General features: G+C 59.2%; 27 protein-coding genes and 2 tRNA genes. 5 read left to right on the top strand and 24 right to left on the bottom strand.

Annotated features, from left to right (window positions below):
- Positions 1 to 38 precede the first annotated feature (38 nt).
- Together C4S59_RS01885 and C4S59_RS01890 are read right to left on the bottom strand one after the other, a co-directional pair.
- A complete protein-coding gene (locus C4S59_RS01885; protein WP_146064498.1) occupies positions 39 to 890 on the bottom strand; it encodes a delta-class carbonic anhydrase in 852 nt (283 codons plus the stop codon).
- Positions 891 to 1039: 149 nt separating this feature from the next.
- A tRNA-His gene (locus tag C4S59_RS01890) sits at positions 1040 to 1116 on the bottom strand.
- A 197-nt stretch (positions 1117 to 1313) separates the two neighbouring features.
- Between C4S59_RS01890 and C4S59_RS01895 the strand changes: the two genes are divergently transcribed.
- Positions 1314 to 1514 (top strand): DUF6324 family protein, encoded by a 201-nt coding sequence (locus C4S59_RS01895; protein WP_103908778.1) that lies wholly within the window; start codon positions 1314 to 1316, stop codon positions 1512 to 1514.
- On the opposite strand, the gene C4S59_RS01900 is transcribed toward C4S59_RS01895, so the two are convergent.
- The 4 genes from C4S59_RS01900 to ribB all read right to left on the bottom strand — a co-directional run bounded on the left by C4S59_RS01900 (position 1492) and on the right by ribB (position 4547).
- Positions 1492 to 1935, bottom strand: coding sequence for an MmcB family DNA repair protein (locus tag C4S59_RS01900; protein WP_103908779.1), 444 nt, complete (start codon positions 1933 to 1935; stop codon positions 1492 to 1494). The two genes, C4S59_RS01895 and C4S59_RS01900, sit on opposite strands and share 23 nt — an antisense overlap.
- A gap of 442 nt (positions 1936 to 2377) precedes the next feature.
- Positions 2378 to 2872: a transcription antitermination factor NusB gene (gene nusB, locus C4S59_RS01905; RefSeq protein WP_103908780.1), complete on the bottom strand. Its 495-nt coding sequence runs from the start codon at positions 2870 to 2872 to the stop codon at positions 2378 to 2380.
- Positions 2869 to 3420, bottom strand: coding sequence for a 6,7-dimethyl-8-ribityllumazine synthase (locus tag C4S59_RS01910; RefSeq protein WP_103908781.1), 552 nt, complete (start codon positions 3418 to 3420; stop codon positions 2869 to 2871). Before C4S59_RS01910 ends, nusB begins: the two co-directional genes overlap by 4 nt.
- The gene (gene ribB, locus C4S59_RS01915; protein ID WP_103908782.1) at positions 3420 to 4547 is read right to left on the bottom strand and encodes a 3,4-dihydroxy-2-butanone-4-phosphate synthase; all 1128 of its coding nucleotides are present in this window, start codon (positions 4545 to 4547) and stop codon (positions 3420 to 3422) included. Before ribB ends, C4S59_RS01910 begins: the two co-directional genes overlap by 1 nt.
- 195 nt (positions 4548 to 4742) lie before the next feature.
- Here ribB and C4S59_RS01920 point away from each other — a divergent pair, with 195 nt between their 5' ends.
- The gene (locus C4S59_RS01920) at positions 4743 to 5540 is read left to right on the top strand and encodes a hypothetical protein (protein ID WP_103908783.1); all 798 of its coding nucleotides are present in this window, start codon (positions 4743 to 4745) and stop codon (positions 5538 to 5540) included.
- Here the strand turns inward: C4S59_RS01920 and rlmB are convergent.
- Entirely contained in the window at positions 5537 to 6322 is a 786-nt protein-coding gene (gene rlmB / locus C4S59_RS01925; RefSeq protein ID WP_103908784.1) for a 23S rRNA (guanosine(2251)-2'-O)-methyltransferase RlmB, read from the bottom strand. The two genes, C4S59_RS01920 and rlmB, sit on opposite strands and share 4 nt — an antisense overlap.
- Before the next feature lie 133 nt (positions 6323 to 6455).
- Here rlmB and C4S59_RS19550 point away from each other — a divergent pair.
- Positions 6456 to 6539: transfer RNA gene (locus C4S59_RS19550), tRNA-Tyr, on the top strand.
- 45 nt (positions 6540 to 6584) lie between these two features.
- On the opposite strand, the gene C4S59_RS01930 is transcribed toward C4S59_RS19550, so the two are convergent.
- Genes C4S59_RS01930 through C4S59_RS01940 form a run of 3 tightly spaced genes read right to left on the bottom strand, consistent with a single transcriptional unit; the run spans position 6585 to position 8608 of the window.
- On the bottom strand, positions 6585 to 7382 hold the full coding sequence (locus C4S59_RS01930) for a metal ABC transporter permease (protein ID WP_103908785.1): 798 nt from the start codon (positions 7380 to 7382) through the stop codon (positions 6585 to 6587).
- Positions 7379 to 8131, bottom strand: a complete 753-nt coding sequence (locus C4S59_RS01935) for an ATP-binding cassette domain-containing protein (RefSeq protein WP_103908786.1) — start codon at positions 8129 to 8131, stop codon at positions 7379 to 7381. The genes C4S59_RS01930 and C4S59_RS01935 overlap by 4 nt, the downstream gene beginning before the upstream one ends.
- Positions 8132 to 8137: 6 nt before the next feature.
- Positions 8138 to 8608, bottom strand: coding sequence for a transcriptional repressor (locus C4S59_RS01940; protein WP_103908787.1), 471 nt, complete (start codon positions 8606 to 8608; stop codon positions 8138 to 8140).
- Between the two features lie 95 nt (positions 8609 to 8703).
- Between C4S59_RS01940 and C4S59_RS01945 the strand changes: the two genes are divergently transcribed.
- Complete coding sequence (locus C4S59_RS01945; protein WP_103908788.1) at positions 8704 to 9729, top strand: zinc ABC transporter substrate-binding protein; 1026 nt, start codon at positions 8704 to 8706, stop codon at positions 9727 to 9729.
- 80 nt (positions 9730 to 9809) lie between these two features.
- Positions 9810 to 11063, top strand: coding sequence for a glycerate kinase type-2 family protein (locus C4S59_RS01950; RefSeq protein ID WP_103909383.1), 1254 nt, complete (start codon positions 9810 to 9812; stop codon positions 11061 to 11063).
- On the opposite strand, the gene C4S59_RS01955 is transcribed toward C4S59_RS01950, so the two are convergent.
- The 14 genes from C4S59_RS01955 to C4S59_RS02020 all read right to left on the bottom strand — a co-directional run bounded on the left by C4S59_RS01955 (position 11060) and on the right by C4S59_RS02020 (position 21094).
- Positions 11060 to 11821, bottom strand: coding sequence for a LamB/YcsF family protein (locus tag C4S59_RS01955; RefSeq protein ID WP_103908789.1), 762 nt, complete (start codon positions 11819 to 11821; stop codon positions 11060 to 11062). The two genes, C4S59_RS01950 and C4S59_RS01955, sit on opposite strands and share 4 nt — an antisense overlap.
- Positions 11818 to 12837, bottom strand: coding sequence for a 5-oxoprolinase subunit C family protein (locus C4S59_RS01960; protein ID WP_103908790.1), 1020 nt, complete (start codon positions 12835 to 12837; stop codon positions 11818 to 11820). The genes C4S59_RS01955 and C4S59_RS01960 overlap by 4 nt, the downstream gene beginning before the upstream one ends.
- Complete coding sequence (locus tag C4S59_RS01965) at positions 12834 to 13568, bottom strand: 5-oxoprolinase subunit B family protein (RefSeq protein ID WP_103908791.1); 735 nt, start codon at positions 13566 to 13568, stop codon at positions 12834 to 12836. Before C4S59_RS01965 ends, C4S59_RS01960 begins: the two co-directional genes overlap by 4 nt.
- Positions 13569 to 13607: 39 nt before the next feature.
- Positions 13608 to 14840, bottom strand: a complete 1233-nt coding sequence (locus tag C4S59_RS01970; protein WP_103908792.1) for an NAD(P)/FAD-dependent oxidoreductase — start codon at positions 14838 to 14840, stop codon at positions 13608 to 13610.
- 15 nt (positions 14841 to 14855) lie between these two features.
- Positions 14856 to 16118 (bottom strand): aminotransferase class V-fold PLP-dependent enzyme, encoded by a 1263-nt coding sequence (locus C4S59_RS01975; RefSeq protein ID WP_234994654.1) that lies wholly within the window; start codon positions 16116 to 16118, stop codon positions 14856 to 14858.
- Positions 16115 to 16318, bottom strand: coding sequence for a DNA gyrase inhibitor YacG (locus tag C4S59_RS01980; protein WP_103908793.1), 204 nt, complete (start codon positions 16316 to 16318; stop codon positions 16115 to 16117). Before C4S59_RS01980 ends, C4S59_RS01975 begins: the two co-directional genes overlap by 4 nt.
- Positions 16318 to 17334, bottom strand: a complete 1017-nt coding sequence (locus C4S59_RS01985) for a ribonuclease E/G (RefSeq protein WP_103908794.1) — start codon at positions 17332 to 17334, stop codon at positions 16318 to 16320. The genes C4S59_RS01980 and C4S59_RS01985 overlap by 1 nt, the downstream gene beginning before the upstream one ends.
- Positions 17331 to 17909, bottom strand: a complete 579-nt coding sequence (locus C4S59_RS01990) for a Maf family protein (RefSeq protein WP_103908795.1) — start codon at positions 17907 to 17909, stop codon at positions 17331 to 17333. The genes C4S59_RS01985 and C4S59_RS01990 overlap by 4 nt, the downstream gene beginning before the upstream one ends.
- 73 nt (positions 17910 to 17982) lie before the next feature.
- Positions 17983 to 18201, bottom strand: coding sequence for a translation initiation factor IF-1 (gene infA, locus C4S59_RS01995; protein ID WP_103908796.1), 219 nt, complete (start codon positions 18199 to 18201; stop codon positions 17983 to 17985).
- A gap of 86 nt (positions 18202 to 18287) precedes the next feature.
- The gene (locus C4S59_RS02000; protein ID WP_234994655.1) at positions 18288 to 19190 is read right to left on the bottom strand and encodes a carbon-nitrogen hydrolase family protein; all 903 of its coding nucleotides are present in this window, start codon (positions 19188 to 19190) and stop codon (positions 18288 to 18290) included.
- A complete protein-coding gene (locus tag C4S59_RS02005; RefSeq protein ID WP_200813147.1) occupies positions 19187 to 19768 on the bottom strand; it encodes a GNAT family N-acetyltransferase in 582 nt (193 codons plus the stop codon). The genes C4S59_RS02000 and C4S59_RS02005 overlap by 4 nt, the downstream gene beginning before the upstream one ends.
- Positions 19768 to 20163, bottom strand: a complete 396-nt coding sequence (locus tag C4S59_RS02010) for a ketosteroid isomerase-related protein (RefSeq protein ID WP_103908797.1) — start codon at positions 20161 to 20163, stop codon at positions 19768 to 19770. Before C4S59_RS02010 ends, C4S59_RS02005 begins: the two co-directional genes overlap by 1 nt.
- Positions 20160 to 20609, bottom strand: coding sequence for an arsenate-mycothiol transferase ArsC (locus tag C4S59_RS02015; RefSeq protein WP_103908798.1), 450 nt, complete (start codon positions 20607 to 20609; stop codon positions 20160 to 20162). The genes C4S59_RS02010 and C4S59_RS02015 overlap by 4 nt, the downstream gene beginning before the upstream one ends.
- Positions 20610 to 20614: 5 nt before the next feature.
- On the bottom strand, positions 20615 to 21094 hold the full coding sequence (locus C4S59_RS02020; protein WP_103908799.1) for a UPF0262 family protein: 480 nt from the start codon (positions 21092 to 21094) through the stop codon (positions 20615 to 20617).
- Positions 21095 to 21206 lie beyond the last annotated feature (112 nt).

The raw sequence follows: 21206 nt of genomic DNA on the forward strand, positions 1-21206 counted from the left end.
TCAGCGACGGGGTCGTTTTTTTCCGAATGTCGGACCGATTACATTGGCGAGAGCAGATCCGGGTTGATCACCAGATTGCGCACGCCGTGTGCGTGATCTTCGTCGAACGCGTTATCCTTCAGCCATGCATCAACAGAAGAAATGCTGACCTTCATGACCTTGGGGCGAACGCTCCAGGTCACCTGCAGGGGCGAGCCCTTTTCGTTGTAGCCCGGACCGGTGGTGGAGCCAGCGTATTGCACCGGCTCGCCCATATCGGTGGGGATGTTCACCGCCTGATGGAAGCCGTCGACAACTTCGTGCTTCATCAGCTCAACGAAATCCGCAGCCGAGTCGTCGTTCACCAGAACAAACACCTGCGCTTCGACGCGCAACTGCGGGTTCATGATGGAATCGCTCAGGCACGAACCCAGCGTTGCACCCGGAGTGATCTGGGCCGTGGTGTGAACGTAGTGCAGTTCGATCGTATCGCCGGGGACCAGATCGCCATGTTCGCCAGCACCCACTGTTTCGCTGTAAGGTGCCAGCTCCGCTTCGGTCAGTTCACCGTCGTATTTGAAACCGGTGCCGTACCCTTCGCCATCGCCATTGCCGGCGTAGGTGGTGAATTCACCGCCCTTGTGTTCAGCATTCTCATGGAAGTGGATGTTGCACAGGTTCATCTCTGTATAGGCAGGCGCGGCCTCAAAGACGCACGTATTTGTACCATCTACAGCCGAAATGTCGCGCGGCGACTGCGGGCCAAAACCGGCACCGTCTGTTGATGCGGCCAAAGCGGCGCGCTGTGCTGCGATAACATCATCCCCAACGGATGTTGTTGCGTCGCTTGCTGCAAATGCTGTGGTTACGCTGGCTGCCAAGATTACCGGTGTCAAAAACGATTTCTTCATCGTCCCCTCCAATTAACGTTTAAAATGGATGGACTGGATCGGTGAGCCGGGCAATTTTATCAAGAATTATTCTGACTATATTCGCATTAAACGTGTGCAGGGCAGTTAACTGAAAAGGTACTGCACAGTTTCTGAACATAAGGGGAAGATGGTACCGCCTCCCTGGCTCGAACAGGGGACCTCTGGATCCACAATCCAGCGCTCTAACCAACTGAGCTAAGGCGGCACTGGCGGGCGATGTAACGCCACTGGCGCACCAATGCAATACCGAATGGGCAAGATATTTGTCTGATACGGGATCATTTTTGCTTTCGGAAAACCGGCGCGAACGTGTCGTGCCGTTTGCCACCGCTTGATTTTCGCCAACACTCTGGATAGGTCCGGCAGAACGCTAAACTTTGATCTTCTTCCAAGGACAGACCCATGGGTATCAATACCGAACGCGACATCGAGGCCAATCTGCAGATCGGACCGACGGATGCGGGCATGGTCCGTCTGTTTATCGTCAGCGACAGTCTGGAAATTCCGATGGATTTCGATCCGGAAGAGGCAGAAGAGATCGCGGAAGAAATCCGTGCCGCTGCAGCAGCCGCGCGCAAGCTTACATCGAAGAAAAGCCGCTAAGCGCCCCGTCAGGATCGCGAAGGGTATGCAGCCTGCGGGCCGCATGATGCGCGAACTTGCGGATCAGTGCATTGCGACGCGCGGCAGGCAGCTTTGATTCTGGTGCCATACGCAGCACTTCGGCGTCATAGGCATCGGCAATGATCAGGCCGGTATCGTCAGGCAGCAGCTCTGTCGGGAACTGATCGTCCACGGCCCAGAAATAGCGATCGCACCAATCCAGGTAGCCCTGCCATTTCTGGTCAGACTGAAAATCCGCGCGGCTGGATTTGCATTCGATCACCCAGATTTCGGATTTGGGACCCAAGGCCATCACGTCGACACGGCGCCCGCGTTCCGGCACGAATTCCTCGACCACCGAAAACCCATGCCCTTGCGCCAGATGACGGCATACGCCACGGGCCAATAACTGGCCGGGCATGAGGTTTATGACGGGGTTTTCCTGCATACGTCGGATTAAAGAACATTAAGAGAACATTAACAAGTAGGGAATTCTGTAGCGCTTGCGTAAGCAGGATCAGTCCGAATGCAAAAATCTATAGCACAGCCCCTTGCCTAAAGGGCACAGGCAACTTAGCTGGTCTTCAGGCAGGCACTGCCCTTTCCGTGAATGGTTGCATTCCGGTGGCCTTAAGCAATTCCGAGGGAGTTGGCTCTGTCCGGACCCTGGTCCGGTTACCTGACGCCCACCTGTATATACAGGTCCTCGGGAATGAGATAACCCCACGTCTGTGGTGGTCCTGCCGCTTGATTTTGGTGTGGGAAAGCGGGGCTTTGCCCCCTTGGCCTGCGGCCAATTCCCCCAATGTATTTCCAGACAGAAAATACAATAAACGCGCCGTGTTCGGGCGCGTTTCGGGGTCTTAGAAGGCTTCTGGCTTGGCCTCTCGGGCCATGTGATCCAGCACCGCGTTCACGAATTTCGGCTCGCGGCCCTCGGGGTAGAATGCCTTGGCGATTTCGACGAACTCAACGATGACGACCTTGGGCGGTGTTTCATGTGCGATCAGTTCTGATCCGGCAGCGCGGAACAGCGCACGCAGGGTCGGGTCGATGCGCGCGATGGGCCATTTGGCGACCAAGGCGCGGTCTGTCATCTGGTCGATCTTGGCCTGCCAGTTCACCGCTTCTTCCAGCAGCGACCGGAACAGGTTGATGTCGCCATCCAGCAGTTCGGTGCCTTCTTCAATTTCGGCACCAAAACGGAAGTTCAAAAACTCTGCCCGCACCTGATCCACGCTTTGCGAGGAATGCTCCATCTGGAACAAGGCCTGCACGGCATAAAGCCGCGATGCGGATTTGCGCAGTTTTTTCATCTGGCGCTCATCCGGCTGGGAAGAAGAGTTTTCGGTGCTCATGCTGTGGGCGTGTCCTTAGCGGCGCTGGCGATCTGGAGTTCGTCGCGCGAGGGCTGGAAGCCAACCCCTTTACGAGAAGCGCCCCACTTACGGCTGAGCGCGATAAGATGCAAGGCCGCAGCGGCCGCGCCGCCACCCTTGTTTTGACCGGCCACTTCAGCACGCGCCTGTGCCTGATCCATGTTCTCAACCGTGAGGATACCGTTGCCGATGCACAGCCCCTGAAGACCCAGCAATGTGATCCCGCGCGAACTGTCGTTGCAGACAGTCTCATAGTGCGTGGTTTCGCCACGGATCACGCACCCCAGCGCGACATAGCCATCGAAATTGGACATGCGTTCCGCGATCCCGATGGCTGTCGGAACTTCCAATGCGCCGGGAACTTCAACCAGATCATGGGTTGCGCCCCATGCTTCGATCTCGGCCTGTGCGCCTTCGATCATCTGGTCTGCGATCTGGCGGTAGTACGGCGCGACCACGATCAGGATCTTGGCCGGTTTATCCAGCTCGCCGCGCGGCATGGTGTAGTGTTCTTCGTTCGATGCCATCAGCCCAGCTCCGAGATTTTTTGCGTGCCGACAATTTCCAGACCGTAGGCATCAAGGCCAACGACCTTGGGGGTCGGTGAATTGGTCAACAAAACCAGCTTTGACAGACCAAGCGACGACAGGATTTGCGCGCCCAGGCCGTACTGGCGCAGGGTTTTCGGGCCAACACCATCGCTGACGTCCAGCTTCATTGATGTGTCGCGCAGCAGAACCACGACGCCGCGGCCAGCCTCGGCCACAGCCTTCATTGCATCGCCAAATTCATCAGCGCGACCTTTGGGGCCGGTGCCCACAACATCCAGAAGCGGGTCCATCGCGTGCATGCGGACCAGAACGGGCTCGTCGCCGGAAATGTCGCCCTTGGTCAGAACGATGTGTTCGTCGCCGTGGGTGCTGTCGGAATAAATCCGCATCTGCCATTCGCCGCCGAATTCAGAAGTGATGGTTTCCTCTTTCTGAACGCGCACGAGGTTGTCGTTACGGCGGCGGTACGAGATCAGATCGCTGATCGTACCGATTTTCAGACCGTGATGCTGGGCGAAAGCCACCAGTTCGGGCAGACGCGACATGGTGCCGTCTTCGTTCATGATCTCGCAGATCACGCCCGCTTCTTTTAGACCCGCAAGGCGCGAAATATCGACAGCGGCTTCGGTGTGGCCTGCACGGACCAGAACGCCGCCGTTCTTGGCGCGTAGCGGGAACACATGGCCCGGCGTCGCGATGTCCTGCGCACCTTTCGACGAATCGATGGCAACAGCGATGGTACGCGCGCGGTCAGCGGCCGAAATGCCGGTGGTGACGCCTTCGCGCGCCTCGATCGACACGGTGAACGCTGTCTCGTGACGGGACGAGTTGTTCGAGGACATGAGCGGCAGGCCCAATTCCTCGATCCGCTCGCCGGTCATCGACAGGCAGATGAGGCCACGGCCATGGGTGGCCATAAAGTTGATGGCATCCGGTGTCGCCCATTGCGCGGGGATGACCAGATCACCTTCATTTTCGCGATCTTCATGATCGACAAGAATGAACATTTTGCCGTTGCGCGCATCGTCGATGATCTCTTCCACACTCGAGATCGCATCTTTCCAGTCCTGTTCGACCGGGCCGGGCTGTTCGTAATCGGTCATGACTTCTCCATCCTTGTCGGAAAGCCAGATAAGCCAGCCCTGCCCGAAAGGCCAGAGATTGCTTGATTTGGCGCTGCGTTACTAAGCAAAATTTGATAGGCTAACGGAATTATACCAAAGTTTTGAAAGCCTGATTTTGTGAAACCTTTATCCCCTCCTCCTCGGCGGGCGGACGACCTGCCTTTCAGTCTAAGTTTGAAGTCCGTCAACCGAACCACCGGCTATATTGCGCTATTCCTACCCTTGGGCCTGTGGACCGTCGGCGCCTTTTTCGGCGTTTGCAGTGCTGAAAACGGACTGAATTCGATCAGCCACTACTATTTCGCGCGCATTGCGGGTGATCTGTTTGTTGGTGCCCTGCTGGTGATCGCTGTTTTGCTTGCTGTGTTCTACCGCCTGCCCGGCAAGGTCGACGAATATCTGGCGCATGAGAAAACCGATCTGTTGCTTCTGAAAGTCGCAGGTGTTGCGGCGCTTCTGGTGGCGTTGATCCCGACCTCTGGCACCGGTTGCGAAGCCGCAGACCAGATTTTCCGTGGCTATGTTCTGGCGCCAGAAGGAATCAATGATCGCACCCGCGATGTGTCGCTGCCGATTGAAACCACGTTGGTCTTTGATTTATGGGCCAGTTTCGGCGTCGCACCCAAGGTGCTGCCTTATCTGCATTACGGCGCGGCGGCGGTTATGTTCGCCATCCTCGGCTATTACTGCCTGTTCGTCTTTACCCGTGCGCAGTCGCGGAAATCGCTGAAAGACGATGGATCGCCGGTCGTCACCAAGACATGGCGCAACCGGTTTTACCGCATTTGCGGGGCAATCATTTTCGCCGCAATGGCCGCACTTTTGTTCGGGATGCTGACCCGAGACAGCCTGGGCCCCGCGTGGTCCGGATCAAACCTGACCTTCTGGTTCGAAGCCGCCGCCTTGATGGCGTTCGGCTTTGCATGGTTGGTTAAGGGGCGATTTTTGTGGGTTCTAGAAGACCCGCGTTAACCCTGTCGCGTGGCGGCATAGAGCGAAACCGCCGCCGCATTGGACACGTTCAACGACCCGAAGGCACCTGCGAAATCGATGCGCACCAGTTGATCGCAGGTCTCTTTGGTCTTTTGCCGAAGACCCGGCCCTTCGGCCCCGAGAACCAGCGCCAGCGCGCGGTGTTCGTTGCCTTTCAGCGCATCGTCCAGAGACACATCCGCTTCGCCATCTAGACCCAGCAGCAAGTAGCCCATGTCGCGCAACTTCACCATCGCATCGGCCAGATTGCGTTCACGCAGGTATGGCTGACGCTCCAGAGCACCCGATGCAGTTTTCGCCAAAGCACCGGTTTCCGGCGCCGAATGGTGCAACGTCCCGATCACAGCACGTGCGCCGAACACCTCGGCCGAGCGCAAAATGGCCCCCACGTTATGAGGATCTGTCACACGATCCAGCAGAATCACCCGCGGCGCTTTTTCACCGTCGCCCATCGCGACATCCTCAAGACGGCCCCAGTTCAGCGGCTTCACCTCAAGCGCGGCACCCTGATGCACCGATTGCGGGTCCAAGGGGGCTGCGAATTTACGCGGATCGCTTTCTTCAGGCGTCATGCCGGAATGGGCAATCGCATCGGCCAGCTTGTCCGCCGCGTTGCGCGTCACAATCAGCCGCAGCTTTTCACGACGGTCGTTCATCAACGCATCGCGCACCGCATGCAGACCGAACAGCCAGACGGTTTCCGCCGCCGCTGCCTTGCGCGACCGTTCTTTTTCGACAATCCACTTCGGTTTCTTGGACATCCAAAGGACCCCTTTTCATCATTGATGGGGGGATGCCTGTGCCAGACTGAAAGAGCAAGGGATTTTCCGGTTGACGGGGGTTTTGCCCGACTGTAATCAGCGCTCCACAACGCCGACAGTGTTCGGTGGAAGTGGGCGACAGGCCGCAAGGTGTGGCAGGGGACTGTAACTCCCTCGCGGAGACGCACGCTAGGTTCGATTCCTAGGTCGCCCACCACTTCCCCCCTGATTTAAAGCACGTTTTTTCGCCTTTTGGCGCCGATCACGCATGTTTCAGCCGCGTGATCACACCGATTCCCACGAACAATAGCGCAGCCGCACTAACCATCGACGGGCCTGTGGGGCTATCAAAGGCGAAGGCGGCCCAGAGGCCGGTGATCGCTGCGGTGATTCCGATGACGCCTGCCAGAACAGCCATCGCTTCGGGCGTTCGGGCCAAGGGACGCGCGGCGGCTGGGGGAATCAACAACATCGCGCCGATCAACAGAACGCCCACCACCTTGATCGCCACTGCGACAACCACGGCCAGCGCCAGCGTCAGCACCATGCCTTCGCGTTTCGGGTTGAAGCCCGATGCATGCGCCAGATCAGGCGACAACGTGGCCGTCAAAAGCGCCGACCAGCGCCATGCGACCAGTGCCACGACAGCCAAGCCACCCAGCCAGATCACTGCAAGATCCGATTTCGTTACCGCCAGAATATCTCCGAAAAGATAGGCGCCCAGATCAACGCGGACGCCTTGCACAAAGCTGACAGCAACAAGCCCCAAAGCCAGCGCCGAATGCGCCAGAACGCCCAGTCCGGTATCCAATGCCATCCCTCGATGTGACAGTTGCGATACCGCGAATGCCATGATCACAGCCACCGCCAAAGCGCCTACCGTCACTGGAAGCGACAAAGCCAAAGACAGGGCCACGCCCAGAATCGCTGCGTGTGCCGTCGCATCGCCGAAATAGGCCATGCGCCGCCAGACAACGAAGCACCCCAAAGGGGCCGCCGCAACCGCAACACCCACGCCAGCCAGTGCCGCGCGGATCAGGAAATCGTCTAGAAATGTCATGCGCTCTCTTTCTCTCGCGCGTGGTCGTGGCCACAGGTGTGATCGTGACTGTGGCTATGTTCGTGGCGATACAGCGCCAAGGCCCCTGCCGTGCCCGTGCCGAACAGGGCGCGATACTCGGACGAATTGGCCACGACCTCGGGCGTGCCATGGCAGCACACATGGCCGTTCAGGCAAATCACGCGGTCCGACGTGCTCATGACGACGTGCAGTTCGTGGCTGACCATCAAAACCGCGCAACCGGTTTCGGTGCGCACTTCTTCGATCAATCTGTAAAACGCAGCCGAACCGGGTTGATCCAGACCTTGCGTGGGTTCGTCCAGAACCAGCAGGTTCGGTCGCTCTAGCAAAGCACGGGCAAGAAGGATGCGCTGGAACTGCCCGCCGGACAGGCCCGACATCGGACGATCCCAAAGCGCACCTGCACCAGCCTGATCCAACGCAGCTTGGGCCGTCTTGCGGTCGGTCTTGCGCGGTAGGTTCAGGAAACGTCCCACCGTCAAAGGCAGTGTCGGGTCGATCATCAGTTTCTGCGGCACATAGCCGATTTTCAGATCAGGCGCGCGATCCACGCGGCCCCGATCCGGCGTCATCGCGCCCACGAGACAGCGCAAAAGAGTAGATTTTCCAGACCCGTTCGGGCCGACGATCGTCACGATTTCGCCTGCGGAAATCGTCATGTCGACGTCGTTCAAGACAAGCGTTTCACCAAAGGAAACGCCCAATCCGGTCGCTTTGATCAAAGCCATTTGCGGTTAACCCCGACAATCGGGGCAGAGCCCCTCAATTTCGACCATGACACGTTCGGCGACAAAGCCCACCGCCTTGGCCTGATCCTCTGCGATGGCCTCGAATGCGCCATGGGCCGCTTCGGCCACCGTCGAACATTCACGACAGAACAGAAACGACGGCGCGTGGCTTTCGCCGGGATGCGAACAGGCCACAAAGGCGTTCAAACGTTCGATTTTATGGGCAAATCCGTGTTCGGTCAGAAAGTCCAAAGCGCGATAAATGACGGGCGGCTGCGATCCCAGCCCCTCTTCGCGCAACTTGTCCAGCAGGTCGTAAGCCCCCAGCGCGCGATGGTCCTGCAGCAGGATTTCAAGCGTCCTGCGACGGACCGGCGTCAGCCGCACGCCCTTGTCCGAGCACTGTTCATCCGCTGCGGTCAGACACTCTTGGATGCATTTGGAGTGGTCGTGTTTGTGAAAACCTACAGGGTCCAAAACGGCCTCCGACTTTTTTCAATTTGGGACTTGATATGTTATGTTATCACAAATAACAAGCGGAATGAAATGTTACAACATAACGGAATCATTCAATGCTACGTTTGTCACTGACCCTGTCTCTTTTAGGCTCTGCCGCTTGGGCCGACGCCCCTAAAGTGGTCACGGATATTTCCCCCGTCACATCATTGGTCGCCCAAGTGATGAAGGGCGTGGGCGAACCGTTCCAACTGTTGCCAGCTGGGTCCAATCCCCACGACCATGCCCTGCGTCCATCCGAAGCACAGGCGCTGGATCAGGCAAATGTGGTGTTCTGGATTGGTGATGCGCTTAGCCCCAATCTGGACAAGGCCGTGGACACGCTGGCCGGTGATGCGACTGTGGTTTCACTGTTTGATGCAGAGGGCACCCTGCATCTGGCCAGCCGCGATTCTGTTATTTTCGAAGCGCACGACGACCATGATGACCATGATGACCATGATGACCATGATGACCATGATGACCATGATGACCATGATGAAGAGCATCACGACGAAGACCATGGTGACAACCACCATGACGAAGACACCCACGAAGACGAGCATCACGAAGCCGGTCACGGCCATGATCATGGCGCCGATGACCCCCACGTCTGGCTGGACCCTGAAAACGCCAAGATCTGGCTGGGTGTGATTGCTGAAACACTGGCCACACAGGATACCACGAATGCCGACGTTTACCGCGCCAACGCAGCGGAAGGTCAGGCCATGGTGGATCAAGCCAGCGAAACCGCCCGCGATCTGCTGGGCGCTGCCGAAGGTCAGACCTTTGCCGTTCTGCATGACGCTTTCCAGTATTTCGAAAGCCGCTTCGACCTGACCGCCTTGGGTGCCCTGAGCGATAGCGATGCGACATCGCCCAGCCCCGCCCGCATGGCCGCATTGCGGGACGCAATCACCGAGGCCGGCGTGACATGCGTCATCGCGGAACCCCAGTTCGACCCTCGCCTGATCGAGGCCTTGGGTGGCACGCTCAGCGTGACCGAGGTTGACCCCTTGGGGACAGAACTGGCCGCCGGACCGGGGCTCTATCCCGAACTGGTTGTTGAAACTGCACGCCGAATTGCGGGCTGCGGGCAGTAACTGCGCCCCTTTGGTCAATTGACACCAGCGCCCCACAGGTGATGTTTGCGCTGACATCTTTCACCTGTGGGGGCATCCGAATGACACAGACAGACGACCTGAAGCACGACGCGCGTGCTTTCTTTGATGCCGCCGTCACTGCTGCCGACCCAGCGCTGGCCCTTCGCAAGGCGCTGTCAGCCTCCCCCTTTCCAAAGCCCATGGGCCGCACATTGGTCATCGCCATCGGCAAAGCCGGCCCGCGCATGATGGCCGAGGCCTTGTCGCATATCGACGGCCCCTATGAGGCGCTGGCCGTCACCCACCACGAAAACGATATGGGCGTCGATGGTGCGACGGTTCTGCGTGCAGGGCACCCCGTACCCGATGAAGCAGGCGCAAACGCGGCGAAAGACGTGATGGCCCTTCTGGCAAGGGCCACCGCAGACGATCAGGTGATTGCGCTGATTTCCGGTGGGGGATCGGCGCTTGTTCCAGCGCCGAAACCACCAATGAGCTTGGCGGACAAAGCCGCCGTGAACAAATTGCTGCTGGGCGGTGGTTTGGACATCGTGAAAATGAACCTTGTCCGCCAGCAACTGTCGGAATTGAAAGGCGGCGGGTTCCTGCGCCATGCGGCCCCTGCCCCCGTCACCGCCTACATCCTGTCCGACGTGATCGGCGACGATCTGCGCGCCATTGCATCGGGCCCCACTGTCGGGCCCATTGGTACACGGTCTGAGGCACGCGCGATTTTGGAAGGCGCAGATTTGTGGGCCAAACTGCCCGACACCGCACGAGGCATTCTGGAACAACCGGAAGAGGCACAGGAAACACCAGACGCGGCTAACATCCTGATCGGGTCGAACCGCCATTCCATCGCAGCAATGGAAGAGGCCGCAAAGGGCGCCGGATACGCAGCCCGCGTTGTCAGCGATGCACTTGAAGGCGACGTGGACGATGCCGCGCAAGAAGTGATCGCTGCTGTTGGCCCCGTGGATCAGCCGACAGCGTTGCTGTTCGGCGGTGAAACCACCGTGGTCCTGCGGGGCGATGGGCGCGGCGGGCGCAATCAGGAATTGGCGCTGCGCGTCGCGATGAACATGCCCAAGCAGGATAGCGGCTGGGTCTTTCTGTCTGGTGGCACCGATGGCCGCGACGGCCCGACCGATGCGGCGGGAGGTATCGTGGATGCAGGCACCAAGGACCGGATCATTGCGAGCGGTAAAGACCCGAAAGCGCTGTTGGACAACAACGACAGCTATGCCGCGCTAGACGCCGCAGGCGATCTGCTCATCACGCCTGCGACGGGCACCAATGTGGCAGATGTGCAGGTGCTGTTAATCCGGCCCTAGCGTCCTTGGAACTGGGCCAGTTCAATGCCCTCATCCAGCAATGCCTGACGCACCGCTTTGGCGATTTTCACCGCCGTCGCGCCATCGCCATGCAGGCAGATCGTATCGACCGCCGCGGGAATGACCAGGCCGCTTTCGGCGATAATGCCCCCTGCCTTTACCATCGCAACCACGCGCTTAGCCGCGACCTCGGGGTCATGGATCACCGCGCCGGGTTTTGACCGGTCCACCAAGGTGCAATCATCGTTGTAAGCGCGATCGGCAAAAATCTCTCCGGCCCAACGACAACCGAGGTCTTCAACCGCCGCCTGCTGCTGGGTCGCCGTAATGACCATCACGATGATGTCCGGATCGACGGCCAAAGCACCTTCGTATGCGGCCTTGGCCAAACTCACATCCTCGGCCGCCATATTGGCCAGTGCGCCATGCAATTTCAGATGCCGCACTTTGCCACCCACCAGCCGCGCCATCGCCTGCGCCGCGCCCAGTTGATAGGCCACCAGATGGCGCACCTCGTCCGGTTTTAGTGACATGCGACGCCGACCGAAGCCTTGCAAATCAGGGAACCCCGGGTGCGCGCCGATCCCCACGCCAGCCTTAACCGCACGGGCCATCGTCGCGGCCATGACATCAGGATCGCCTGCGTGAAACCCGCAGGCAATATTGGCCGAGGTGATCACATCCAGCAATTCCGCATCACTGCCCATCGGCCAGGGACCAAAGCCTTCGCCCATATCCGCGTTCAGATCGACGGTCATTTTGGCTCCTCCTCGGATCCCGACACCACGCCGGAGATCAATTGATAAGACAGCAGATCGCGGATGTCATGCGGATCGCGCACCAGCCGTTTCAGTTGCGACTTTAAGGCATGACGGGCCGCAGTGTCGCGTGCCTCGATCTTTAGCGCGGTCTCAAGGTCAATGAACTGGAACCGCAAATTTGCACCTGCGGGCGTTTGCACCGCCTTTGGCATATCCGCCGGAAGCACGGTGCCGATCCGAGGATAGCCACCTGTGGTCTGGCTTTCGGCGGTCAGAATGTAAGGCGTTCCATCGCCCGTGATCTGGATGTCGCCGGGCACGACGACTTCGGACACGATGGACCGGCCATCAGTGGCCCCGAACCTGTCGCCGTCATACGTCAGCTTGACCCCCATCCTGTTGCTGCGCGGATCGCGGGCGAATGCGGTTTGTTCAAAGCGTTCCAGCATCTCGGCCTGAAACAGCGCCGTTTGCGGCCCAGCGACCACACGCAAAGTTCCGCCAGAGCAGCGTTCAGACGGACTTAGGCCAAGCCCTGTATCGCCGCCCTTGTCGGCCAGAATAGGCAGGTGATCACCCGCAGAGATACATGCGCCGACGCCCCCCGCCAGATGGGCAGAACGTGATCCCATCATGGGCGCTGTCTGTATGCCGCCAGCAATGTGAAGATAGCCGTAGTTTCCTGCCCGAAAGCCGCCAATGTCCAACCGCGCGCCTTTTGCCAGCGCATGACAGGCGTTCCAGCGCAGGGGGGTGCCATCCAATGTGACCGTAATCTCGGCCCCTGTCAGGGCGATGCGCGTGTCGCAGTTGGCCTCGACCACCACCCCCATGCCTGCCATTTCCAGAACAGCGCAACTTGGGTCCTGCCCCAACAGCGCAGCGCCTTCGTATACCGCAAGACGATCCATGGCTCCGCCACGGGACAGGCCAAGCCCCAAGGTGCCGGAACGCCCCAAGTCCTGTACCGTGACTTGCGGACCTGCGCGGTGGATGATCAGCGCCGCGCTCATTCCACCTTCCCCCACGTTGCGCCACCATCAGGCGCGGATTTCAGCGCCCCGTATTCCTCGGGCGTCACTGATGTGAAGCGGATTTCGTCGCCTGGACGCAGGCGGAACGGCTCTGGGTGGTCTGGTTGGAAAGCGCGGAACGCGGTCTGGCCGACGTGGCTCCACCCTGTGGGGCTGTCGACGGAAAACAAAACTATCTGGCGCACCGCGGCGACAACCGCACCTGTCGGAACAGGAGCCAGTTCCGCATTGCGCGGGATGTCCCAATGATCGGGCAGAAACCCGAGGTATGGCTGACCCGGCGCAAAGCCGACAGCCGTGATCCGCAGGTCCGCTGCCGACAATTCCTTAATCGCCGCATCCTCGGACAGCCCAGCCAAATCAGCGGCCTTGGCCAGTTGCGGCCCGTAGGTGCCGCCGTACACGGTCGGGATGGTGATCAGGCGACGGCCTGCTGGCATCTCGGCCGCGAACCAGTCTTGAGCCTTTAACCGGTTCGCCAAATCAGTGCGCAAATCCGCGTGGCCCAGATGGCGCACATCAAACCGCACAAAAACAGACACCAAGGACGTGGCGATTTCTTCCACACCCTCCGGCTGGTCACGCTCTAGCGCTGCGCCAAAGGCCAGTGCCGCGCGATTGGCGGGTTCGGACAGGCTGTCGCCGAACCGGACGAGCAGGCCGTCGGTTCCCAAGGTCTGAATATCCGGAAAGTGCATCGTCTGGATCATGCCCCAAGTCGTAGCGCAGCGCGCAATCGGGGAAAATGCCTAATGGAAGCGATCTGTGCGATAGGGCGTCAAATCCAGATTGGGCGACTGTCCCATGATCAAACCCGCGAGTATACGGCCCGACTTCGGCCCGCCCGTCAGGCCAACGTGATGATGCCCAAACGCGGTGTAGATGCCCGTCTGCCCGACCTCGCCCAGCATCGGCAGGCTATCTGGCAAGGCGGGGCGATGGCCCATCCATTCGACCTCTTCACTGGCCTGCAAATGCGGCAACGCCTTGGCCGTTTGCCTACGCAACAACCCGAAAGGCGCGCGGGATGGGCCTGCGTCCAAACCGCCGAATTCCAGAATGCCCGCACAGCGCAGACCGTCGGTCATCGGTGTTGCGACGAACTGCCCTGCATTGATCATCGTGGGGCGTTTGGGTTGGCCGGAGGCATTCTTGAAAGTGATGTGATAGCCGCGCTCGCTTTCCAGCGGAACTTTCAGATCGAGTTTTTTCAACAGCCGAGCGGAAAAGGCCCCACTGGCGATGACGGCGCTGTCACAATCGATCACGCCGTCAGTGGTCGCGATCTGCGTGATCTGGCCGTCGAACAGGGTAAAGTCCGAAACCTCGGCCCGCCGCACTTGTCCGCCCATGGCAACGAAATCTTCGGCCAAGGCCGCGACATAGCCGCCGGGATCCAGCACATGGCCATGCCCTTTCAATACAGCCAGACAGCCGATGTCAGGGCCATAGGCGGAGTCGAATTCCGCGACTGCATCGCCTTCGATCAACTCGGGTACAAATCCGTGCGCCTTCTTGATGTTCCAGTCATAAGACCCCGCCTCGAATTCCGAACGATTGGCGTAGGCATAGACGTACTCTTCACCTGCAAGGAAGCGACGCGCGGACAAGCCTTCGGTCAAGGCGCGATGCTGATCGGGGCTGTCAGACACCAAGGGCGCGAGCGCCTGAACGATGTCGCGTACACGACTGTCACGGGCGTTGGGCAAAAGACGCAGCAACCACGGGGCCAAGCGCGGCAGATAGGACCAGCGCAAAAACAGCGGTGCATCCCTATCCAGCAACATGCGTGGCACTGACGGGATCGTCGATGGCACGACCGACGGCACAACGGCGCAGGCCGCCAGAACACCCGCATTGCCGAACGACGCCCCCTGCCCCGGTGCATCGCGATCCACCAAGGTTACATCGGCCCCGAACCGACGCAGCCAGATCGCGGTCGAAACCCCGACAATCCCAGCCCCGATCACAACCACATGCATTCGGGATACCTTTCGTCAGAGGATGCGCTTGACCGCTTCGAGGAAACTGGCGACCTCGGACAGCGAGTTGTAGTGGCAGAGCGACACGCGAATACAGTCATCCATACCCAGCGGCGTCAGGATGTTGCCAGAGTAATGGTCCGCCTTGCGAATGTGTACGCGGATGCCTTCGCCCTCTAGCTCCTCTACAATCTGGGCCGAGGGTTTGGTCGCTGAATGGAACGACACCAGCCCTTCGCGGGCTGGATTATCGACGCCCCCGACGATCGTCACGCCGTCCATTTCAGACAGGCCCGTCAGGTTCCCTGTGCCGTACAGCATGGCATCCGTCAGCGCGTGTTCATGTGCATGGATCGCGGCTGCGGCGGCCTCGATTCTCGCGCGGGGCTCAGTGGCGTCGGACACCTGTTCGCCCAGCCATTCGAAATAGCCCACAACGTCGGACATGGTCGCATAGGCACCGGTATCCCGCGTGCCCAGTTCCCAATTGCCGGACGGCCCGCCGATCAGCGCATCATGCGGCAAGGCAGACAGACGGTCAGACACCCACGCAATGCCATAGCCGTGCCGCGAGAACACCTTGTAGGGCGAAATCACGTATGCATCGACAGGGGCCGCTTTCAGATCGATATGGCCATGGCTGGCGTGCTGGATGCCGTCCACGATGATGAAGCAATCCGGCGACTTGGCGCGGATCGCCGCGACGATGGCGGGCAGGTCCATGCCCATGCCGGTGACGGGCGAAGTGTGCAGGATGGTGGCCACACGCGTATCGGCCGTGACCGTGTCGGCGTAGGCGTCGGCGGTCACGCGGCCTTCTGTATCGCTGTGGGCAATCAGCACGTGTTCACGTCCCGACTGTTCCGCCCAACGGGCCGCAGCCGAGCGCGACGCGGGATGTTCGACCGTCGATCCGACAACCGTTCCACCAGCAGGCGCGCCCAGACAGGCGTCGCGGATGACGCGGAACAACAACTCCGTCCCGCTTTCACCGACAAACACCGATCCGCCCTGTGCGTTGAACAGGGTTTTGACGTCGTCCTTGGCTTTGTTGATGATCTCGACCAGCGCCTTGGACGCGCCGTTGATGCGGCCTTGGTTGTCCGGAATGGCCGCGAATTTGGCCGATGTATCGACGACAGAATTCAGCGTCAGCGCGCCACCTGCGTTTTCAAAGAAAATGCGCGGGCCTTCAAAGGGGCATTCATCGACATGGGCAAAACGGCTGCGGATATCAGCCAGCAAGTCCGGGCGGTCGCCGATGGGATTGGTCGTCAATGGGGTTTCTCCGGTGTGTCGGACTGGCTGGCCGCAAGGCGCAACACCTCGTCCAGAGCTTTTTCTGCGTCGTCGGGATCTTGGCTCGGCACCGCATAGCTGCCGCTCATCCACTTGGCGAGGTCAATGTCGGCACAGCGTTTTGAACAGAAGGGACGGTACTTTTTATCCGTTTCCTTTTGGCAAATCGGGCAGGGCATCAAAGAACCTCGGACAGTGGTTGGCGGTCGCGTTTGCGTTGCAGTTCGATGTTCCCCATCGGGGTCCATCCCGCAAAGATCGTGTCGACGCTGTCAGCCTTCAACGCTGCGCGCAAGACCGTTTCGATCTGGCGGCGTTCCTTTTTCGGGAAAGGCGCGGGGTCGATGGTGATCGCACCGCCAAGGCCGCGAATGCGCAACTGGCGCGGCAGTTCGCGCAGCGCCGCAATGGTCGCCTTCAGGCCTGCTGCAGGCGACGTATCGCCGCCGGTGTTCACATCGACCGACACCAACGCGCGGGTCGGTTCAATCGCCATCGACGCACCGCCACCCAGCGATACCATGGGCGAAGACAGAGCCTCGATTGCATCCAGAACGCCGTTGTTTTCAAATGCGTCTTCGCTGTCATCGACATCGTCTGTCATGGTCCATTCGCGCCATGCCAGCATGTGCGGCCCGTCGCCATCGACCAGCTTTTCAGCATCACCGTCGACATCGGCCATGACGTTCTTGGCCAGTTCGGCCATCGCCTGAATATCGTCAGCAATCACCTCGGGGTCGCCAGTGGCACAGGACGACCGCAGGATCAGGCCGTCTTCGCTGTCAAAGGCGTCGCGCGCGATGCCTGTCAGTTCGTCGCGCAGATCATCATCGCGGATCGAACGGGAAATGTTCACGCCCGGTGCGCCGGGGGTGACAATCGCATAGCGGCTTTTGAACAGAACCTTGGCTGTGACCGGCACGGCCTTGCCCGGTTCCGCTTGCCCTGTGACCTGCACCAACAGGCGCTGGCCGGGCGCGATGCCCTTGATCTGGCGAAGGTACACAGACCCGTCAGGCGTATCGAGAAAAATGCCCCCCTGCCCCTTCATCGGGCGTCCCGCAATGCCGCGATAGATCGTGCCTGCGCGGATGCCTTCGCCGTCGATGAACAGATCGTGCAGCTTGCCGTCTACCATCAGCGCCGCGGCTTCGCGGCCATTCAATGCGCCCAGCGCGATTGTCGAACCCTTCATGACTGCCCTTTCCAGACAGGATGTCCTGCGGCCTCTAACAGACCCGCCGTTTCAGCAAGGGGCAACCCCACCACGGCGGTGAAGCTGCCGGAAATCCACGGGATAAAGGCCCCCGCAGGCCCCTGAATACCATAGCCACCGGCCTTACCACGCCAATCGCCAGATGCCAGGTAGGCGTTCACTTCGACATTGGACAGCGATTTCATGCGCACCTGCGTGACAACGGACTTTTCCCAGACCTTATCACCACGGCGCACCGCCACGGCTGTGATCACGCGATGCCTGCGACCCGACATAGCCCACAGGAATTCGGCCGCCTCGGCCTCATCCTCGGGTTTACCCAGAATGCGGCGCCCCAAGGCAACCGTCGTATCAGCAGACAGAATGATGTCGTCAGGACCAGCCTTAATCACCAGCGCCTTTTCCCGTGCGAGTCGTTCGCAATAGGGGCGCGGCAGTTCGCCTTTCAGGGGCGTTTCATCGATATCTGGGGACTGGATTTCATCCGGCGTTACACCCAGTTGCGCCAACAGGTCTTTGCGCCTTGGGCTACCAGAGCCAAGAACAAATGCCATCTTCGGTTACTCCTGACATAGAAACGGGGCCCGAGGGCCCCATTCGTACAAACAAACTGCCGTAAGTCGCAGCTTATTTAAAGCGGTAGTTGATGCGGCCCTTTGTAAGGTCGTAGGGCATCATTTCAACTTGTACCTTGTCGCCAGCCAGAACACGGATGCGGTTCTTGCGCATCTTGCCTGCCGTATGTGCGATGATCTCATGGCCGTTTTCAAGCTCGACCCGGAACGTCGCGTTCGGCAGGAGTTCCTTCACGACACCGGGAAATTCGAGCGTATCTTCCTTGGCCATGGTCTCTCCTAAATTAGTGGGTCCGCGGAGACTCCCGCAGAATGGCGCTTAAATGGGCTTAAACCACCTGTTTTTCAAGCCCCAAGTTAGCGTAGGCCCATGATCTGCGGCTTTGGCGCACGGTCGTTTTGCTCTTCCCAGTGGCTCCAGTTGAGCACACCGCCGTCTTTGCGCACGTCATGGATGCGCGCCGTGTCGATGTCGCAATACGTCCAGCCGGGTTGGTCCAGCACACCTTCTGCCATGACGCCGGACGATGGAAAGCCCCTGTCTGGCGGACCGAAAACGCCGCCCTGCCCGCAGTTGTGATCCACCGCTTCGGACCAGAGCGCATCGCCCACGGTCGAGGACATGACCGTCACGCATTGCTGTTCCAGAGCACGCGCCTGCGACCCGATCCGGACGCGGGTATAGCCTGCGTGGGCTTCAGTACAGGACGGGACGAGAATGATATCGGCGTCCCGTAACGCATGGCCGAACAAAGGAAATTCACTGTCGTAGCAAATCAGGATGCCGATCTTGCCGAACTCGGTTTCGAACAAACGCAAAGGGCCACCGCCAACCACGTTCCAGTCTTCGCGTTCGAAACGCGTCATGATCTGTTTGTCCTGGACACCCATTTCGCCCGACGGCGAAAAGAACCGTGCGCGGTTCACAGGGCGGTCACCGAATTCAGGATCGAACACAGGCGCAGAGGCGGCAAGGATATAGACGTTGAACTCGCGCGCCAGATCGGCGTGCAACGCGTTTGCGGCGGGAATACGCTCGGCCACCGCGTGAAGGGATTGTTCCAGATCGCCAGCCGCCTCTAGCCCCGCCAAAGTCGCCAGTTCCATCGATCCGTATTCCGGAAACACCAGCAAACGCGCGCCATTTTCCGCCGCTTCAGACACCCAGCTGCGTATCTTGCCCGCGTAATCAGCCCAATCCTGGAAAACATCCAAGGGGTACGCCGCTGTCGCGACCTTGAGCGTTTTGCCCATGCTCATAGCTCGCGCATCCAGAATTGCAGGTCGTGATCTGTCTGCTCGGTCTGGCCGCGTTCTTTCCACTTGAAATGCGCCACAACACCCGGCAGCGGATCATAGCCGCGCTTGCGCCAGAAGCCGTTCAGCGGACGATACCCCTCGGGCTTCATCGGGTGGTCATCGGGGCGCATCACGGAACAGAAACAGGAATAGCTTTTGCCAAGCTTCCGCCCATGCGCTTCGCGCTGATCAAAGAACTGATGCCCGATGCCCAAACCGCGATATTCCGGCAAAAGCACGGACTCGGCACAATAAAAGATCGACTCCAGATCAAGGCCGGTCTTTTCAAACGCCTGCGCAAAATCCGAGGCATGTTCGATCATCGGCGCGCCCGTTGCGGCGCCGACCAGCTTGTCGTCATCAAACGCCCCGACCAGAACCGCGTTTTCGCTGTCGCGGTAGGTTTGCAGATAGCTGCGTTCGTATTCGAAATCACCGTCGTACAGATAGGGAAAGGCATGGAACACGGTGATGCGCAGACGGGCAACGTCGTCCAGCACATCATCCAGTTCCGCGCCTGTTAGTACCTCAACCCGCATCACGAAACCTGTTTGATCCAATCCGACAGGTTGTAATAAGTCACAACCCGCGTGATTTTTCCGTCCATCAGCGAAAAGAACGACCCAGCCGGTAGACGGTAGGTCTGGTTCTTGGCCTCGGGCAGGCCCTCATCCGTTTCCAGATAGACGCCGTTGACCATGAACTCGGCCGCACCGCGCGTGCCGTCTTCGGCCTCGAACAGAACCATCTCGGTCAGCTTTTCATCATAGCAGCGGGACATGTGCGCACAGAATTCGGCAAACTTGTCTTTTCCGATGCGTTCATTGCCTTCGTTCACGTAATGGACAACGTGATCGGACAGGCAATCCAGCATGCCGTCGACATCTTTGCGATTAAAGCAGTCAAAGTACTTCTCAAGAACAGCCTTGCTCATCCTGCGCCCCATTTCCCTTTGAGTTGGTCGTAAATCTGGTCCCGCGTTTGTCGGTACGCGTTCAGCTTGGTTTCCCGTGTCTCGCCAATGCCTGTCGGGTCCATGATCGGCCAGTATTCCACTTTCAGATGGAACAGCCGCGTCAGATCCAGCGCGTGACGTTGCGATGCGGGCGACATGGCAACGATCAGATCAAAGCCTGACAGCGCCTCGCCGTATTCTTCGAGGTCCTGAAAACTGCGCGCGCGGTGGCGCGACAGTTCGACCCCCAATTCCTGACAGACCGAAATCGCGAAACCGTCGATCTCAAGGTCATTCAGAACACCAACAGATTGCACATAAGTGTCAAAGCCATAAAGCTTTTTCATCAGCCCTTCGGCCATAGGAGACCGGACAGCGTTGTGATCGCAGCAGAACAGAACCGATTGCGGCAGACGTTCCGGCACCTGCGTCAGCCTCCGAAATGCAGCACGCAGATCAGGGTGAACAGACGGCGGGCGGTATCGGTGTCGATCTCGACCTTGCCTTCCAGACGTTCCTGCAGAATGCGCGCACCTTCATTGTGGATACCGCGACGCGCCATATCGATGGTTTCGATTTGGCTGGGCGGCAGCGTTTTTACGGCATCAAAATACGATTTGCAGATCTGGAAATAATCTTTGACGACCTGTCGGAACGGGCTGAGAGACAGATGAAATTCCGCAGCTTTTTCGTGCGTGGACGTCGTCACATCGAACACAAGACGTTTGTCACGGATCGACAGGCCCACGTTATACGGGCCCGGAGGCGCAACACGACCATCGCGTTCCGGAATGGAAAAGGTGTTCTCTTCCATAAGATCGAACATGGCAACGCGGCGCTCCTGCTCGATCTCCGGCGTGGGCGGAGGCAGGTTCGCGTCATCCAATTCTATGTGAACGATGTGGCTCATTCAGCACTCTTTCAAAAACAAGACCGATCTACCGTGCGCCTGCAGCATCGACAATGCAACCTTTTGGGCGTGTTTTCGCGGCAAAACCTGACGTGAAATTGTCGCAGTCACT

It is taken from the genome of Thalassococcus halodurans, assembly GCF_900108225.1.
GTDB classification, from domain to species: Bacteria; Pseudomonadota; Alphaproteobacteria; order Rhodobacterales; family Rhodobacteraceae; genus Thalassococcus; species Thalassococcus halodurans.